The organism is Roseateles sp. P4_D2 (assembly GCF_056401875.1).
On record NZ_JBFUIM010000005.1, the window covers coordinates 317,575 to 333,175 of the forward strand.

General features: G+C 68.8%; 14 protein-coding genes and 1 tRNA gene. 11 read left to right on the forward strand and 4 right to left on the reverse strand.

Annotation, left to right across the window (positions count from 1 at the left end; all coding sequences use genetic code 11):
* The first annotated feature begins 59 nt into the window (after positions 1-59).
* Together AC1DW0_RS11480 and AC1DW0_RS11485 are read left to right on the forward strand one after the other, a co-directional pair.
* Positions 60-998, forward strand: coding sequence for a LysR family transcriptional regulator (locus tag AC1DW0_RS11480; RefSeq protein ID WP_477945921.1), 939 nt, complete (start codon positions 60-62; stop codon positions 996-998).
* On the forward strand, positions 995-1,234 hold the full coding sequence (locus AC1DW0_RS11485; RefSeq protein ID WP_477945923.1) for a hypothetical protein: 240 nt from the start codon (positions 995-997) through the stop codon (positions 1,232-1,234). The genes AC1DW0_RS11480 and AC1DW0_RS11485 overlap by 4 nt, the downstream gene beginning before the upstream one ends.
* Before the next feature lie 76 nt (positions 1,235-1,310).
* Here the strand turns inward: AC1DW0_RS11485 and AC1DW0_RS11490 are convergent, their stop codons facing one another.
* Entirely contained in the window at positions 1,311-2,918 is a 1,608-nt protein-coding gene (locus AC1DW0_RS11490) for a rhamnogalacturonidase (protein ID WP_477945925.1), read from the reverse strand.
* Positions 2,919-3,179: 261 nt separating this feature from the next.
* Between AC1DW0_RS11490 and kynB the strand changes: the two genes are divergently transcribed.
* The 6 genes from kynB to AC1DW0_RS11520 all read left to right on the forward strand — a co-directional run bounded on the left by kynB (position 3,180) and on the right by AC1DW0_RS11520 (position 9,614).
* Positions 3,180-3,821 carry an arylformamidase gene (gene kynB, locus AC1DW0_RS11495; RefSeq protein WP_457353004.1) on the forward strand — a complete coding sequence of 214 codons (642 nt, stop codon included), beginning with the start codon at positions 3,180-3,182 and terminating at the stop codon, positions 3,819-3,821.
* Positions 3,818-5,071 (forward strand): kynureninase, encoded by a 1,254-nt coding sequence (gene kynU, locus AC1DW0_RS11500; RefSeq protein WP_457353006.1) that lies wholly within the window; start codon positions 3,818-3,820, stop codon positions 5,069-5,071. The genes kynB and kynU overlap by 4 nt, the downstream gene beginning before the upstream one ends.
* A 102-nt stretch (positions 5,072-5,173) precedes the next feature.
* Positions 5,174-6,001, forward strand: coding sequence for a tryptophan 2,3-dioxygenase (kynA, locus tag AC1DW0_RS11505; RefSeq protein WP_477945927.1), 828 nt, complete (start codon positions 5,174-5,176; stop codon positions 5,999-6,001).
* Between the two features lie 86 nt (positions 6,002-6,087).
* Positions 6,088-6,762, forward strand: a complete 675-nt coding sequence (locus AC1DW0_RS11510) for a Type 1 glutamine amidotransferase-like domain-containing protein (RefSeq protein WP_477945929.1) — start codon at positions 6,088-6,090, stop codon at positions 6,760-6,762.
* Between the two features lie 111 nt (positions 6,763-6,873).
* Positions 6,874-8,691: an aminopeptidase P family protein gene (locus AC1DW0_RS11515; RefSeq protein WP_457394880.1), complete on the forward strand. Its 1,818-nt coding sequence runs from the start codon at positions 6,874-6,876 to the stop codon at positions 8,689-8,691.
* A complete protein-coding gene (locus tag AC1DW0_RS11520; protein ID WP_477945932.1) occupies positions 8,691-9,614 on the forward strand; it encodes a DUF3616 domain-containing protein in 924 nt (307 codons plus the stop codon). The genes AC1DW0_RS11515 and AC1DW0_RS11520 overlap by 1 nt, the downstream gene beginning before the upstream one ends.
* Here the strand turns inward: AC1DW0_RS11520 and AC1DW0_RS11525 are convergent.
* Complete coding sequence (locus tag AC1DW0_RS11525) at positions 9,604-10,797, reverse strand: MFS transporter (RefSeq protein ID WP_457353016.1); 1,194 nt, start codon at positions 10,795-10,797, stop codon at positions 9,604-9,606. The genes AC1DW0_RS11520 and AC1DW0_RS11525 overlap by 11 nt on opposite strands.
* 157 nt (positions 10,798-10,954) lie before the next feature.
* Between AC1DW0_RS11525 and AC1DW0_RS11530 the strand changes: the two genes are divergently transcribed.
* Positions 10,955-12,034, forward strand: a complete 1,080-nt coding sequence (locus AC1DW0_RS11530) for an NAD(P)/FAD-dependent oxidoreductase (protein ID WP_477945934.1) — start codon at positions 10,955-10,957, stop codon at positions 12,032-12,034.
* 35 nt (positions 12,035-12,069) lie between these two features.
* Here the strand turns inward: AC1DW0_RS11530 and AC1DW0_RS11535 are convergent, their stop codons facing one another.
* Positions 12,070-14,313, reverse strand: coding sequence for an aminotransferase class V-fold PLP-dependent enzyme (locus AC1DW0_RS11535; RefSeq protein ID WP_477945936.1), 2,244 nt, complete (start codon positions 14,311-14,313; stop codon positions 12,070-12,072).
* A gap of 131 nt (positions 14,314-14,444) precedes the next feature.
* Between AC1DW0_RS11535 and AC1DW0_RS11540 the strand changes: the two genes are divergently transcribed.
* Both AC1DW0_RS11540 and AC1DW0_RS11545 read left to right on the forward strand, forming a co-directional pair.
* Positions 14,445-14,906 (forward strand): Lrp/AsnC family transcriptional regulator, encoded by a 462-nt coding sequence (locus AC1DW0_RS11540; RefSeq protein ID WP_457325938.1) that lies wholly within the window; start codon positions 14,445-14,447, stop codon positions 14,904-14,906.
* 102 nt (positions 14,907-15,008) lie between these two features.
* Positions 15,009-15,443: a hypothetical protein gene (locus AC1DW0_RS11545; RefSeq protein ID WP_477945938.1), complete on the forward strand. Its 435-nt coding sequence runs from the start codon at positions 15,009-15,011 to the stop codon at positions 15,441-15,443.
* Between the two features lie 80 nt (positions 15,444-15,523).
* On the opposite strand, the gene AC1DW0_RS11550 is transcribed toward AC1DW0_RS11545, so the two are convergent.
* Positions 15,524-15,599, reverse strand: a tRNA-His gene (locus tag AC1DW0_RS11550).
* Between the last annotated feature and the right edge of the window lie 2 nt (positions 15,600-15,601).

Genomic DNA, 15,601 nt, shown 5'->3' on the forward strand with positions numbered 1-15,601 from the left:
TAAAGACCGATTCGGTTGACTATTTATTTCGTTTTTCGTCGCAATCAGAGAAAGAGAACATGGATCGCCTGACCGCCATGCGCGTCTTTGTCGAGGTGGCCGACCGCGCCAGCCTGACCCAGGCGGCCGATCAGCTGGAAATGTCCACCGCCATGGTCAGCCGCTATCTGGCGGCGGCCGAGGACTGGTTCGGCGCGCGGCTGCTGCACCGCACGACGCGCCGCGTCAGCCTGACGGATGCCGGCAGCGCCGTGCTGCCCGCCTGCCGCCAGATGCTGGACCTGGCGCTGGAGACCCAGCACCTGGCCGCCGAGCGCAGCCGCGAGCCGGCCGGCCTGCTGCGCGTGACGACGCCGGGCTCGCTGGCCGAAGCGCAGCTGACGGCCGCGGTGGTGGATTTCCAGCGCCAGTACCGCCAGGTGGAAGTGATGCTGTCGGTGGCCGACAAGCCGGCCGACCTGGTGGCCGAGCGGGTCGACCTGGCCGTGCGCATCACCAACACGCTGGACCCGGCCATGATCACCCGCCCGCTGGCGGTGTGCCGCTCGGTGCTGTGCGCCTCGCCGGCCTATCTGCAGCAGCACGGCACGCCGCGCACCGCCGACGAGTTGCGCCAGCACCGCTGCGTGGCCCACGCCTTCGGCATCGGCAAGCAGTACCGCTTCATGCGCGGCGCCGAACTGATCACCGTGCCGGTGGAATGGAGCCTGCACACCAACGAGACCGCCGTGCTGCGCCGCGCCGTGCTGGCCGGGGCCGGCGTCGGCATGCTGCCCACCTACTACCTGGGCGATGATCTGCGCGCCGGCCGGCTGCTGCCCCTGCTGCCCGACCACCAGCCCGAGGTGCTGGGCATCCATGCCATCTACCTGTCGCGCCAGCACCAGCCGCTGGCGCTGCGGCTGCTGGTGGACTTCCTGGCGGCACGCTTCGCAGGCGAGCCCTGGGACCGTGAACTGAACGCCGCCCCTGTGGCTGCGCACGAGGAGACCGAATGAACCAGCCCTTGCTCGACGTGCTGGCGCTGCTGCGCGCCGGCCAATGGGTGCAGGCGCACGACGAGGTGCAGCGCCACGATTCGCCCGAGGCCGCCTGGCTGCATGCCCTGGTGCATGTGCAGGAGGGCGACCTGGAGGACGCCGAGTACTGGTACGGCAAGGCCGGCCGGGACTTCCGGCGCCGCCTCGGGCTGGCCGAGGAGCTGGACGCGCTGGAGCGGCAGCTGCGTCTTTAACTGGCGCGACAGCGCGCGCAGGCCGGCCTGGCGGCCGCTCAGGTGCAGGGTCAGGCGCTGGCCGGCCGCGAGCCCCTCAAAATGTCAGCGCATCCACACGCCCCGGGACCTCGCGGTCCGGCATGCCGCGCACATCCCTGGCCGAGAATTCGCTGACCCCGCGCAGCGCGAACAGCGCCGCCCCGCCCTGCCCGCGCCGCAGATTGACGGCATGGAAGCTGGCATCGCTGACATCGTCCAGCACGACCGCGGTTCGCCCCTCCGGCTGGACGTAGCCGACTTTGACGTGATGAACCTCGATGGCCTTCACGTGGCGCAGGTAAAACGCATACGCCGGGGCCTTGCCGAACATGCCGGGCTCCGGATATCCGTTTGCGTTTTCGGGCGGAACCGCCTTGCTCCAGGCCGCATCGCCGCCGCCTTGCGTTTCTATCTGCACATTGCTGATGCGAATATCCTCGATCAGATGCCCTTCCAGCCCGGCGATGGTGCTGGCGTGATTGACGTGCGCACCGGACACCACAATGTTGCTGATATTGATGCGCTTGATCGTGCCCACCCGCGGCTGATTCGGTCCGCGCAGGCGCGCGCCCAAGCGGATGAAGATCGGATCGTTCACCACGTTGCGCATGGTGATGTTGGAAATCGTCAGGTCCTCGATGTGCGAACCGTCCACGCTCTCGATCGCCAGGCCGCGGCACTCGTCGAAAATGCAGTTCGTGATGGCGATGTTCTTGAAGTCACCGTTCGATTCGGTGCCCATCTTGATGCGGCCGTATCGCCCCGACCGGTATTCCGGCGCACTGCGCTTGAAGGTGCCGTCAATCACGCTGCCTTCGTCGAAATTTCCCGATACCAGGCAATCCGATATCGTGATGTTTTCGCAGTGCTGGATGCGCCCCAGGCCGTAGCTGGCCTTGAGGCAAATCGCATCGTCCCAGGGCGTATTCAGGCTGCAATTCGTGATGCGCACGTTGTTGCACCCGTCGATATCCATGCCGTCACGGTTGGTGTCGATGATCAGGTGGTCGATCAGCATATTGCCGCAGCCGGTCGCCAAGATGCCGAAATGGCCGCCATGCAGGATCGAGAAATCGCGCAAGGTCACGTTGCTGCATTCGCGCAGCGCAATCGCCTTGTCGGCTTCGCCGGGCTGGTCCGGTTTGTCGGTGTAGTAGCCGGTGTATTTGTCGTGGCCGCTGATCAAGCCTTTGCCATGAATCAAGCCGCCGCCGACGATGGCCACGTTGTYCAGTCCAATACCCCAGATCAGGCTGTTTTGCCAGTGGCTGTGGCCGTAGTCCTGATAGTTGCCGCCGGCCTCGTTCGGCTCGGGCAGGTCGTAGCGCGCCACGCTGGCGTCAACCGCTTCGATCACCGCGCCAGCTTCCAGGTAGAGCGTGATGTTGCTCTTGAGCCGGATCGACGCCGACAGGTAGCGCCCAGGCGGGAAATAGACAGTACCCCCGCCCGCGGCCGCCGCGGCAGCAATGGCCGCATTGACCGCCGGCGAGTCGAGCGTGCGGCCATCGCCCTTGGCGCCGAAACGCCTGACGTCGAACAGCGAACTCGTTGGTATGGGCGGCGCTGCCAGCGAGCAGGCCGGCAGCGCGGCAACGAGCGCAACGGCCCGTGCCAGGAAATGTCTGCGTATAGGTAGCAATGTAAATTTCTTGAACGCCACGGAACCGCACAGTCTTTGTCCGCGCGAACAATTCGACCAATGACTTATTCGCCCCGACCCATACGCATATTGACATCACCCGGCCCTGCTGCGCGGTTGCGATCAACCACCTGCCGTGCCGGCCGTCCATTCCACTTAAAACGGCATAAAGCCGCAGCTGCAAGAAGGTGCAGCGCCCGAGGCGGCTGCCGCGCCCGATTGACAGCCAGTTGGAATTAACCGACACCACACGGGCCGCTGCAACGCTAAGGTGCCGCCGCCATGAGCTCCAACCTCTCTCCCAGACTCTGGGACATCTCTCCCACCGTCGCCCCCGACGCGCCCATCTTCCCGGGCGACGAGCCCTACAGCCTTCGCTGGACGGCGCAGCTGTCGCCCGGTTGCCCGGTCAACCTCAGCGCCATCACGATGAGCCCTCACGTGGGCGCGCATGCCGATGCGCCGCTGCACTACGCCAACGATGCGCCGGCTATTCACCAGGTGCCGCTGGACACCTATCTGGGCCGCTGCCGCGTCATCCACGCCATCGGCGCCGCGCCGCTGATCATGGTCGGGCATCTTCAGCACGCCGAAAACGACCTGCCGCCGCGCGTGCTGGTGCGTTGCTGCGACAAGGCCGACACGGTGTGGAACCCGGCCTTCACCGCCTACGCGCCCGAGGCCGTCGAATGGCTGGCCGCGCGCGGTGTGCGGCTGATCGGCATCGACACGCCGAGCGTGGACCCGGCCGACTCCAAGGTGCTGGACAGCCACCAGCAGCTGCGCCACCACGACCTGCGCGTGCTGGAGAACCTGGTGCTCGACGACGTGCCCGAGGGCGACTACGAGCTGATCGCCCTGCCACTCAAACTACAAGGCGCCTGTGCCTCCCCGGTGCGCGCCGTCCTGAGGGAACTGCCATGAATCTCGATGATGCCAAGCGGCTCGATGCCGCCGACCCCCTGCGCAGCCTGCGCGAGCTGTTCACGCTGCCCGACGGCGTCACTTACCTGGATGGCAACTCGCTGGGCGCCCTGCCCCGCGCCACACCCGAGCGCATCCAGCGCGCGGTGGAGCAGGAGTGGGGCCAGGGCCTGATCAAGAGCTGGAACACCGCCGGCTGGATCGACCTGCCGCGCCGCCTGGGCGACCGGCTGGCGCCGTGGCTGGGCGCGCGCCCGGGCGAGGTGCTGGTGGCGGATTCGACCTCCGTCAATCTCTACAAGGTGCTGCATGCCGCGCTGCAACTGCAGCAGGGCAAGCGCAAGGTTGTCATCAGCGAGCGCAGCAACTTCCCCACCGACAACTACATCGCGCAGAGCGTGGTGCGGGCGCATGGCGGCGAGTTGATCCTGACCGAGTCGCCCGAGGACATCCCGCCGCTGCTGGACGAGCGCTGCGCCGTGCTGATGCTGACGCATGTGAACTACCGCACCGGCCGCATGCATGACATGGGTCTGCTGACGCGCTGGGCGCAGCAGGCCGGCGCGCTGGCCGTGTGGGACCTGGCGCACAGCGCCGGCGCAGTGCCCATCGACCTGCTGGGCAGCGCGGCGGACTTCGCCATTGGCTGCGGCTACAAATACCTGAACGGCGGCCCGGGCGCGCCGGCCTTCGTGTGGATGCACCCGCGCCACGAGGGCCAGGTGTGGCAGCCGCTGACCGGCTGGCTGGGACACGCCAACCCCTTCGATTTCGACAGCGAATACCAGCCCGCGCCGGGCATTCAGCAGTACCAGTGCGGCACGCCCGCGGTGCTGGCGATGACGGGGCTGGACACGGCGCTGGACGTGTACGACGCGGCGAACAAACTGGGCGGCATCAAGGCGCTGCGCAACAAGTCGCTGGCGCTGACCGAGGCCTTCATCGGTGGCGTGGAGGCGCGCGTGCCCGGCGCCGTCATTGCCACGCCGCGGGACTCGGCCATGCGCGGCTCGCAGGTGTCGTTTTCGCTGCCCGAGGGGATCGATGGCTATGCGGTCATGCAGGCGCTGATTGCCCAGGGCGTCATCGGCGACTTCCGCGCCGGCGACCCCGAGCTGCTGCGCTTCGGCTTCGCGCCGCTGTACAACGGTTTCGCCGATGTGGCGTGCGCGGTGCGGGTGCTGGGGGACATCCTTGACTCACGCTCCTGGGATGCGCCGCAGTTCACCAGCCGCTCCAAGGTGACTTGACCCACCCCCTACTCGCTTCGCGAGCCCCCTCAAGGGGGCACTGCCAGCGGCCCGGCAAAGCCGGTTCCACGGCAGTCACTCGGTAAGGCACTACGCATTCCCATGGCAACCACTGATCATCACGGCGCCCAGCTCGATTTCTCCAAGGACATGAGCTATGGGGACTATCTCCAGCTCGACGCCATCCTCAGCGCCCAGAAGCCGCTCTCGCCCGACCACAACGAGATGCTCTTCATCGTGCAGCACCAGACCTCGGAGCTGTGGATGAAGCTGATGCTGCACGAGCTGCAAGCCGCCATCGCGAACGTGGCGGCCGACCGCCTGCCCGAGGCCTTCAAGATGCTGGCGCGGGTGTCGCGCATCATGGAGCAGCTGGTGCACGCCTGGGACGTGCTGGCGACGATGACGCCGCCCGAGTACAGCGCCATCCGGCCCTACCTGGCCAAGAGCAGCGGCTTCCAGAGCGCGCAGTACCGGCGCATCGAGTTCCTGCTCGGTAACAAGAACGCCGCCATGCTCAAGCCGCACGAGCACCGGCCCGACCTGCTGGCCCAGGTGAAGCAAGCCTATGACGCGCCGTCCCTCTACGACGAGGCGCTCAAGCTGATGGCGCGGCGCGGCATCCCCGTGCCGGCTGCAAACCTCAGCCGCGACTGGACCCAGCCCCATGTGGCCGACGAGGGCGTCAAGGAGGCCTGGCTGACGGTCTACCGCAAGCCGCAGGACCACTGGGACCTGTACCAGATGGGCGAGGAGCTGGTGGACCTGGAGGACGCCTTCCGCCTCTGGCGCTTCCGCCACGTGACGACGGTAGAGCGCGTCATCGGCTTCAAGCGCGGCACCGGCGGCACGGGCGGCGTCAGCTATCTGCGCAAGATGCTGGACGTGGTGCTGTTCCCGGAGCTGTGGGCGCTGCGCACGGAGCTGTAGGGAAAAACGCCGGGCGTTGTCGATTTCGGCCGGCCTCGACCGTCGTTCCTGGCCCGGCCCGGTCGGCCGGGTTTGGAAAGGACCCGATGAAACTGCTCCTCACCTCCGCCGGCATCCGCAACGCGAGCATCCATGCCGCGCTGCTCGACCTGCTGGGCAAACCCATCGCCGAGTGCCACGCGCTGTGCATCCCCACGGCGCTGTACGGGCATCCGCACGGCAGCCCTGACAACACGTGGCGTTTCATCAGCGGCCAGGAGCCGTCCACGCCGATGTGCGAGCTGGGTTGGAAGTCGGTCGGGGTGCTGGAACTCACTGCGCTGCCGAGCATCGACGGGGCGCGCTGGCAAGGCTGGGTGCGGCAGGCGGACGTGCTGCTGGTGAACGGCGGCGACGCGCTGTACCTGTGCCACTGGATGCGCCAGTCGGGGCTGGCCGACCTGCTGCAGTCGCTGCCGGACATGGTCTGGGTGGGCTTGAGCGCAGGGAGCATGGTCATGACGCCGCGCGTCGGCGAGGCCTTCGTCGAAACCAGGCCGCCCATCACGGGCGATGACAGGGCGCTCGGCGTGGTCGATTTCGCGATCTTTCCCCACCTGGACTACCCCGGCTGGCCGAGCAACTCGATGGCCGCCGCCGAGGCATGGGCGGCCGGCATCGGCTGCCCGGCCTACGCTCTCGACGACGAGAGCGCCATCAAGGTGGTGGACGGCGCCGCGGAAGTCGTGTCGGCAGGGCATTGGAAGTTCTTCGCCCGCTGACGGCAGGCACCGTGCCCACCGGCATGGTGCACCCGGCTTCTACAATCCCAGGCACCCTTTTCACGGTCCCGAGCCCACCCGGCGCGGGACCATCACCGAGGTCCTGACGCCATGGACACCCGCACCCACGAAACCCGCCTGCGCATCGAGCGCCTGCGCGATGCCCTCAACGCCCACGGCGTGCATGCCGTGCTCGTGCCGTCCAGTGATCCGCACCTGTCCGAATACCTGCCCGACCGCTGGCAGGGCCGCGAATGGCTGTCGGGCTTCACCGGCTCGGTCGGCAGCCTTGTCGTCACGCGCGACCAGGCCGCCCTGTTTGCCGACAGCCGCTACTGGGCCCAGGCCGAGGCGCAGATCGCCGGCAGCGGCATCCAGCTCGAGAAGATGAACTCGGGCGCGTCGACGCAATACATCGACTGGATCGCCAAAGCCCTGCAACCCGGCCAGTCGATCGCCGTGGACGGCCAGGTGTTGGGGCTCTCCCTGGCCAATGCCCTGCGCACGGCCATGCAGCGCGCCGGCATCACGCTGCGCACCGACCTCGACCTCGTGCAGCACGCCTGGGACGGCCGCCCCGGCCTGCCCACCGAACCCGTCTACGAGCACGCCGCGCCGCAGGCCGCCGTGTCCCGCGCCGACAAGCTGGCCCGCGTGCGCGCCGCGATGGCGACTGTGCAGGCCACCCACCACCTCGTGTCTACCGTGGACGACGTGGCCTGGCTGCTGAATCTGCGCGGCAGCGACGTGCAGTGCAACCCGGTCTTCATCGCCCACCTGCTGCTGGACCCCACCGGTGGCCGCCTCTTCATTGGCGACGGCAAGGTGCCAGCCGACGTGGCCGCGCGGCTTGCGGCGGATGGCATCCAGCTGGCCCCCTATGGACAGGCTTCGTCCGCCCTGGCCGCCCTGCCCGCCGACGCCAAGCTGCTGATCGACCCGCGCCGCGTGACCTTGGGCCTGCGCGAGGCCGTGCCCATGGGCGTGACCGTCGTCGAGCAGATCAACCCGAGCACGCTGCTGAAGAGCCGCAAGACCGCCGCCGAAGCCGCCTTCATCCGCGAGGCCATGGCCGAGGACGGCGCGGCGATGTGCGAGTTCTATGCCGACTTCGAGGCTGGAATAGCCCGCGGCGAACGCTGGAGCGAGCTGGACGTCGACACCCAGCTGACGGCCGCGCGCAAGAGGCGCCCGGGCTTCGTGGGCCTGTCCTTCTCGACGATTGCGGGCTGGATGGCCAATGGCGCCCAGCCGCACTACCGCGCCACGCCCGAGTCGTTCGCGCAGATCGAAGGCAACGGCCTGCTGCTGATCGACTCCGGCGGCCAGTACGTCGGCGGCACGACGGACATCACGCGCGTCTGGCCCATCGGCACCGTCAGCGCGGCGCAGAAGCGCGACTACACGCTGGTGCTCAAGGGCACGCTGGCGCTGTCGCGCACCCGCTTCCCGCGCGGCACGCTCAGCCCCATGCTGGACGCGATTGCCCGCGCGCCGCTGTGGGAGCACGGCCTGGACTACGGCCACGGCACGGGCCACGGCGTGGGCTACTTCATGAATGTGCATGAAGGCCCGCAGAGCATCAGCAAGGCGATTGCCGAGCCGGCCATGGCCATGGAGCCCGGCATGATCACGTCCATCGAGCCAGGCCTGTATCGGCCGGGGCTGTGGGGTGTGCGCATCGAGAACCTGGTGCTCAACGTCGCCATCGATACGCCCGAGAAGAACGCCTTCGGCGAGATGCTGGAGTTCGAGACGCTGACGCTCTGCCCCATCGACACGCGCTGCATCGACATCAGCCTGATGCGCGCCGACGAGATCGACTGGCTGAACCGCTACCACGCCACCGTGCGTGAGCGCCTCGGCCCGAAGGTCAGCGGCGCGGCCCTGGCCTGGCTGCTGCTGCGCACCGCGCCGTTGGCGGCCTGATGCGCGCGCTGGCTGCGCTGCTGCTGTGTGCGGTAGGCGCAGCCGCGGCGCAGACGCGCTATGAGGGCCTGTGCGACGCCTCGGCGGCGGTGGCGCTGGATGCGCGTCATTTCGTCGTTGCCGATGATGAGCACAACCGGCTGACCATCTACAGGCGCGGCGAAGCCAAAAGCGTCGGCGGGATCGACCTCGACAAGTTCTTGAAGGCCGACAAGGAAGCCGACCTCGAAGGCGCGGCCCAGGTCGGCCGCCGCATCTACTGGATCGCCTCGCATGCACGCAACAGCGCCGGCAAGTTGCGCGAGGACCGGCTGCGCTTCTTCGCCACCGACATCCACGGCACGACGGTGGAGCCGGTGGGCCAGCCCTACACGGGCCTGCTGGCCGACCTGCTGGCGGCGCCGGCCCTGGCGCCGCTGAAACTCTCCGACGCTGCTGGCCGTGCGGCCGAGGCGGAAGGCGGCTTCAACATCGAAGGCCTGGCCGCCGCGCCGGACGGCAGCCTGCTGATCGGCTTGCGCAACCCGATTCCGCAGGGGCGTGCCCTCGTCATTCCGCTGCTGAACCCGGCCGAGTTGGTGAGCGGGAAGAGCCCAGCGCGCTTTGGCAGCGCCATCCGCCTGGACCTGGGTGGACGCGGCGTGCGCTCCATCGAGCGCGTGGGCAGCGGCTATCTGATCGCCGCTGGCCCGCCGGCCGACGTGGGCAGCTTCGCGCTGTTCCGCTGGAGCGGCAAGGCCACCGATGTGCCGGCGCCCATCAAGGCCGACCCCGGCACGCTGCGCCCCGAGGCGCTGTTTGCCTGGCCGGACGGTCAAGTCACGCTGCTCAGCGACGACGGCGGCGTCATGGTGGGCAAGAAGGCCTGCAAGGACGCGAACAAGGGCAAGCGCGCCTTCCGCGCCCTGGACCTCAAGCCTTAGGCACCAAGGGATAGCGCCACACCAGCGCCGCGCTGGCCAGCAGCATCAACAGCACGCCGCTGAACAACGGCACTGCGCTGTCCGCATGCCCGAGGAAAGGCGCCACCAACTGCGTACCGACGGCGCCGGCGGCAAGCAGCGCCAGCACCAGCAAGGCCGTCGCGCGGCCCATCTGCGCAGGCGGCACGGCCAGGGCATCGACGAAGGTGGCCGGCCCACGAATGGCCAGGGCGCCGCAGAAGCACATCCAGTAGGCCGCCACCGCCGCATAAGGCAGCTGCTGCCCGCTCCAGGCGGCCAGCAGCGCCAGCGTGCAGGCCACCAGCTGCACCACGCTGCCCAGCCTCACGACGCGCGCATGGCCCAGGCGCGCGGCCAGCCGGCCCGACTGCGAGGCGCCCAGCATGAAGGAGCCGACACCCAGCACCTGCAGCAGCGCGAATGCTGCCGTGCCCAGCCCCAGGGTGTGCTGCAGCAGCTGGGGCGCGCTGGCCAAGAAGGTCAGCAAGGCACCGATGCACAGCGCATGCGAACCGGCCAGCCGCAGATAGCTGCGGTTGCGCAGGATGCCGAGATAGCCGGCGTCGTGCTCGAGGTTGAGCCCGGGCAGCCTGCGCGGCGCGATCTTCACCACCCACGGCAGCAACAGCAGGGCCAGGGCCGCCAGCACCCAGAAGGTGCCGCGCCAGTCCGTCACGCGCAGCATCAGCGCGCCCAGCACGGGGCCGGCAGCAGGCACGATGGCCTCGACCATGGAGATGGCGGCGATGCCGCGCACCACGTCGGCATCGGCCAGCGTGGCGCGTACGACGGTCGGCGCCACCACCGTCGCCGCCGCGGCTGACACACCCTGCAGCAGGCGCAGCACCAGCAGCGTCTCGATGTTGGGCGCTAAAGCGCAGCCCAGGCTGGTCAGCACCAGCAGCAGCAGGCCCACCTCGACGCAGCGCCGCGGACCGAGGCGGTTCAGCAGCTCGCCCCACAGCAGTTGGGCGCCTGCCAGGCCGGCCAGGTAGACGGCCACGGTGGCCTGGGCCAACGGCACGCTGATGCCCATGCCAGCCTGCAGGGCGGGCACGGCCGGCAGGTAGAGATCCATCGCGGCCATGCTGACGCCAGTGACGAAAGCCAGCGGCAGGATGGTGCGTATCGATGCGGAAGGGGACGCTGGAGGGGAATGCATGCGGGAGCCTCTTCTTCACAGAGGGCGCCCTTGTCCTGTCGTCCTCACCAAGCGTGGCGAAGGCATCATGACCCTCGTCGCAGCACCCCTCGGCAGAGACGGCGTCACGGCACTCGCCGCGAAGCGCTGCGCATTTTAGGCAAGGCAAACTCCGTTCATGGACCAGGTGGATATTGCCGTCATCGGTGCCGGCGTTGTCGGCCTCGCGATCGCGCGCGAGCTGGCGCTGCGCGGGCGTGAGGTCGTCGTCATCGAGGCCGTCGGCGCCATCGGCACGGGCATCTCCTCGCGCAACAGCGAGGTCATCCACGCCGGCCTCTACTACCCAACCGGCAGCCTGAAGGCGCGGCTGTGCGTGCGCGGCAAGATGCTGCTCTACGACTACTGCGCGGCGCGCGGCGTTGCGCACAGTCGCTGCGGCAAGCTGGTGGTGGCGACACGCGCCGAGGACCTGCCGCGGCTGGAGCAGATCGCCGAGGCTGGCGTGGCCAATGGCGTTGACGACCTGCGCCTGCTGAGTCGGACCGAAACGCTGGCGCTGGAGCCGGCCTTGAACGCCGCGGGTGCGCTGCTGTCGCCGTCCAGCGGCATCGTCGACAGCCATGGCCTGATGACAGCCCTGCTGGCTGACGCCGAGAACGCCGGCGCGACGCTGGCCCTGGCCAGTGCGGTGACCGGTGGCGCGCGGGAGGGTGATGGCTGGCGGCTGCTGGTGGAGGATTTCGAGCTGGGCGCGCGCTGCGTCATCAATGCAGCTGGGCTGTTTGCTGCGCAGGTCGCTGAATCCCTGGGCACGCCTGTGCCACCACTGCGCTTTGCCCGCGGCCACTACTTCTCACTCGCCGGACGGGCGCCGTTCTCGCACCTGATCTACCCGCTGCCGGTAGACGGCGGCCTGGGTGTGCATCTGACGCTGGATCTGGGCGGCCAGGCGCGCTTCGGGCCTGATGTGCAGTGGTTGACCGAGCGCGCGCCGGCCAGGCTGGACTACGCCGTCGACCCTGCCCTGGCACCGGCCTTCGAGGCCGAGGTGCGCGGCTACTGGCCGGGCCTGCCCGCGGGCGCGCTGCAGCCGGCCTACAGCGGCATCCGGCCAAAGCTGAGCGGCCCGGGCGAGGCGGCGGCGGACTTCCGCATCGACACCGCGACGCCGGGCTTGGTGCAGCTGTTCGGCATCGAGTCGCCCGGGCTGACGGCCTCGCTGGCCCTGGCCGAAGAGGTCGCCGCCCGGCTTTGAACCCAGGACGCTGAAACTGGTTTCAGGTCCGGCGCTCAGATGGCGAGCGCGGCGTCGGCACCGGCCAGCGCCCGCGGCCACAGCGCCAGGCCACCGCCCAGGCTCCAGGCCTGCTCATGCCCAAGCCGCCGTAGAGCCTGCGCGGCTTGCGCGCTGCGGTTGCCGCTGCGGCAGAAGAAGACGATGGGCGTCTCGGCCGGCAGGGTCAGCCAGCGGGCCAGCGCATTGGGCAGGCCCGACAGCGGCACGGCCTCGCGGCGCACGCCCGCGCCGAGCTCGGGCGCCTGGCCCAGGCGCTGCTCGTAGGGCTCGCGCACGTCCACCAGCAGCAGCTGCGGGTGCTCGCGCAGCAGGCCATTCAGCTCGTCCAGGCTCATCTCGCTTGAAGCAAGCGGGCAGGCGCTGTCGACGCGCGCGCCGCAGGCCACGGTCTGGTATTCGGTCAGGGCCAGGCCCTGCTCGAGCTGGGCCTTGGCGGCCGCGAAACCAGCGCCATCGATGCGGCCACTGAGCACGTCGCCCAGCAGCGGCTGGGCCACGCATTCCACGGCCAGCGTGCTGGCGAAGCGGTCGTCGTAGTCGTGACCGGGCAGCAGCAGGGCGTGGGGGCCGACGGCCTTTTCCAGGCGGCCCAGCGAGCTGCCGTAGGCCAGCGGCGCGCTCTGTTCGAAGTCGCTGCGGCCCAGGGCGCCGGGCATGACGGTGTCGCCGACGAAGGCCAGGCGCAATCCGCCCGCGTCGTACAGCAGATAGGCCGTCGAGTCCTGGGTGTGGCCGGGAATCGGCATGCGGCTCAGCCGGGAGGTGCCCAGCGCGATGGCGTCGGCGCCGATTGGCCAGCCCAGGCCGTCGACATCACCGCGCGACTGGCCGGCGGCGGCGAGCAGCTCGGACGCGGACGAGGCGTGGTCGCCATGGCTGTGGGTGTCGAGCACGGCGGCGAGTTCATAACCCTGGCAGGTCAGCCACTGAGCCAGGCGTTCGGTCAGCTCGGGCAACGGGTCGACGACAACGGCACGGCGGCTGGCGGCATCGGCCAGCAGATAGCAGCAGGCGCCATCGACGACGAAGCGCGTCAGGCCATCGGCCGGCAGGGCCTGGCCGGGAGCGCTCGGGTCCAGGCAGCTCTCGCGCAGGGACTCGCCACAGATGCGGATGCGAGCGCAGGCCTCGTCGATGAAGGCGGCATCGGCCACCGGGCCGAAGGACAACCGCACGGCCGAGGCCGTCTGCCAGGCCGGCAGGCCCATGGCTTCGAGCACATAGCTGGGCTGCGCCTTGGCCGCGCTGCAGGCCGAGCCGCCGCTGACGCGCAGCTCGGCAGCGTCGAAAAGGTCCAGCAGCAGCTTGGAGCTGACACCCGGCACGGCGAAGTTCAGCGTCGTCGGCAGGCAGACCTCGGGCGGTGCATTGAACACGAGGCCGGGGAAGGCCTGCTGCAGCGCGCCAGCCAGGCGGTCGCGGAAGGCGACGAGGGTGGCGTGATCGCGAAAGGTCTTGCCGTCCTCCAGCGCCGCCAGCACGGCGCCCAGGGCGGCAATGCCGGACATGTTCTCGGTGCCCGAGCGCAGCGCGCCCTCCTGGCCGCCGCCGGCCAGCAGCGGCGTGAACGGTGCGCCTTCGCGCACATAGAGCAGGCCGATACCCTTGGGGGCGTAGAGCTTGTGGCCCGAGAACGGCGCGAAGTCGATGCGGCGCTCGGCCAGGCGCAGCGGCAACTTGCCCAGGGCCTGCACGCCGTCCACCATCCACAGCGCCGCGCTGCCGAAAAGCGCCTGCTCGATGCCATCCAGATCGCTGATGACGCCGGTCTCGTTGTTGGCCGCCATCGTGCAGACGAGGCCGGCGCGCGGCGCGTGCTCGCGCAGCCAGGCGAGGTCATGGCGGCCGTCGCGGCCGACGGGAATGGCCAGCACCTGCAGGTTCAGGCCGAGCAGCGCATTCCAGTGCTTGATGGCCTCGGGCACCGCCTTGTGCTCGGTGGCGCCGTAGAGCAGCAGCTTGGGCCGGGTTGGCACGTCCCTCAAGGCGCTCAGCGCCGACAGCACGGCCGTCTGGATGCCCTCCGTCGCTCCGCTGAGGAAAAGCAGCTTGCCCGAGCTCGCCCCGAGCACGCGGCGAGCACGGGCCCGAACGCCGTCCATCAGCGCCCTCGCCTTCAGCCCGGTGCTGTGGACGCTGCTGGGGTTGCCGAAGTCATCGGCCATCGCGGCCATGGCGGCTTCGCGGGCTTGCGGCAGGACGGGCGTGGTGGCGTTGGCGTCGAGATAGATTTCCATGGTGCTGGCCGCTGCGGCAGTGGATGCGCTGGCGGTATTGTTGCCAGCATTGGGCACAAACGGTTTGCACAAGCCGGCTTTCAATCGCCCGAGCCGAGCATGCAATACTTTATATGATCGATTCCATGAAATTGGATTCCATAGACATCCGCATCCTCGAAATCCTTCAACAGAACGCCGAGCTTCAGACGGCCGAGGTGGCGCAGCAGGTCGGCCTGTCGACGACGCCGTGCTGGCGGCGCATCCAGCGTCTGAAGGAATCGGGCGTCATCACACGCCAGGTGGCGCTGCTGGACGCGCAGAAGGTGAATGTCGGCGTCACCGTCTTCGTCTCGGTGCGCACCAGCACCCACAGCCAGGATTGGTTCGAGACCTTCAAGGCCACGGTGCAGGCCATCCCCGAGGTCGTCGAGTTCTATCGCATGAGCGGCGACGTGGACTATCTGCTGCGGGTGGTGGTGCCCGACATTGCCGCCTATGACAGGGTCTACAAGCGCCTCATCGCCGGCACTCAGCTGCGCGACGTCAGCTCCAGCTTCGCCATGGAGGAACTCAAGCTGACGACGGCATTGCCCTTGGGCTATGCCGGTTGACGCGTCATTTGCTACGGCGTGTTGCAAATTGCGGGCAGCCGCAGTACACCGTACAGGCGGTGCGGCGTTAAGTTCACCGCATTCGACCTGAGCGAGCCCGCCATGAAGACTTTTGTCCGCGCCTCTGTTGTTCTGGCCCTGCTGGCCGCCCAAGGTCTGGCGAGCGCCGGCCCCCGCTACTACCACCATCACCATCATTACCGAGGCCCCGGCCTCGGTGGCTTGGTCCTCGGCCTGGCAGTGGCGGTGCCGCTGATCGCGATGGCGAATCAGGCTGAGCGCGAGGTGGTCTATGTGCCGCCGCCCCCGCCACCGCAGCCGGTGTATGTGCAGCCCGTGCAACCGGTTTACACCCAGCCGTCGCGTGCCGTGCCGATCATCTATCCGCGCAACGGCCAGAGCGGCGTCCAACTGGAAGCCGACAGCCGCGAATGCAACCGCTGGGCGACGACTCAGCAGGCCGCCATGTCCGACGCCGGTGTGTTCCAACGCGCCGTCGAAGCCTGCATGGACGGGCGCGGCTACACGATGCGCTGAGGCGTGAACCGGCCGCGTACGGCGGCCGCCCAAAAGCAAAAAGGACCTGGAGGCTTTCGCTTCCAGGTCCTTGCTTTATTTGGGGTGGCTGATGGGACTCGAACCCACGACGACAGGAATCACAATCCTGGACTCTACCAACTGAGCTACAGCCACCG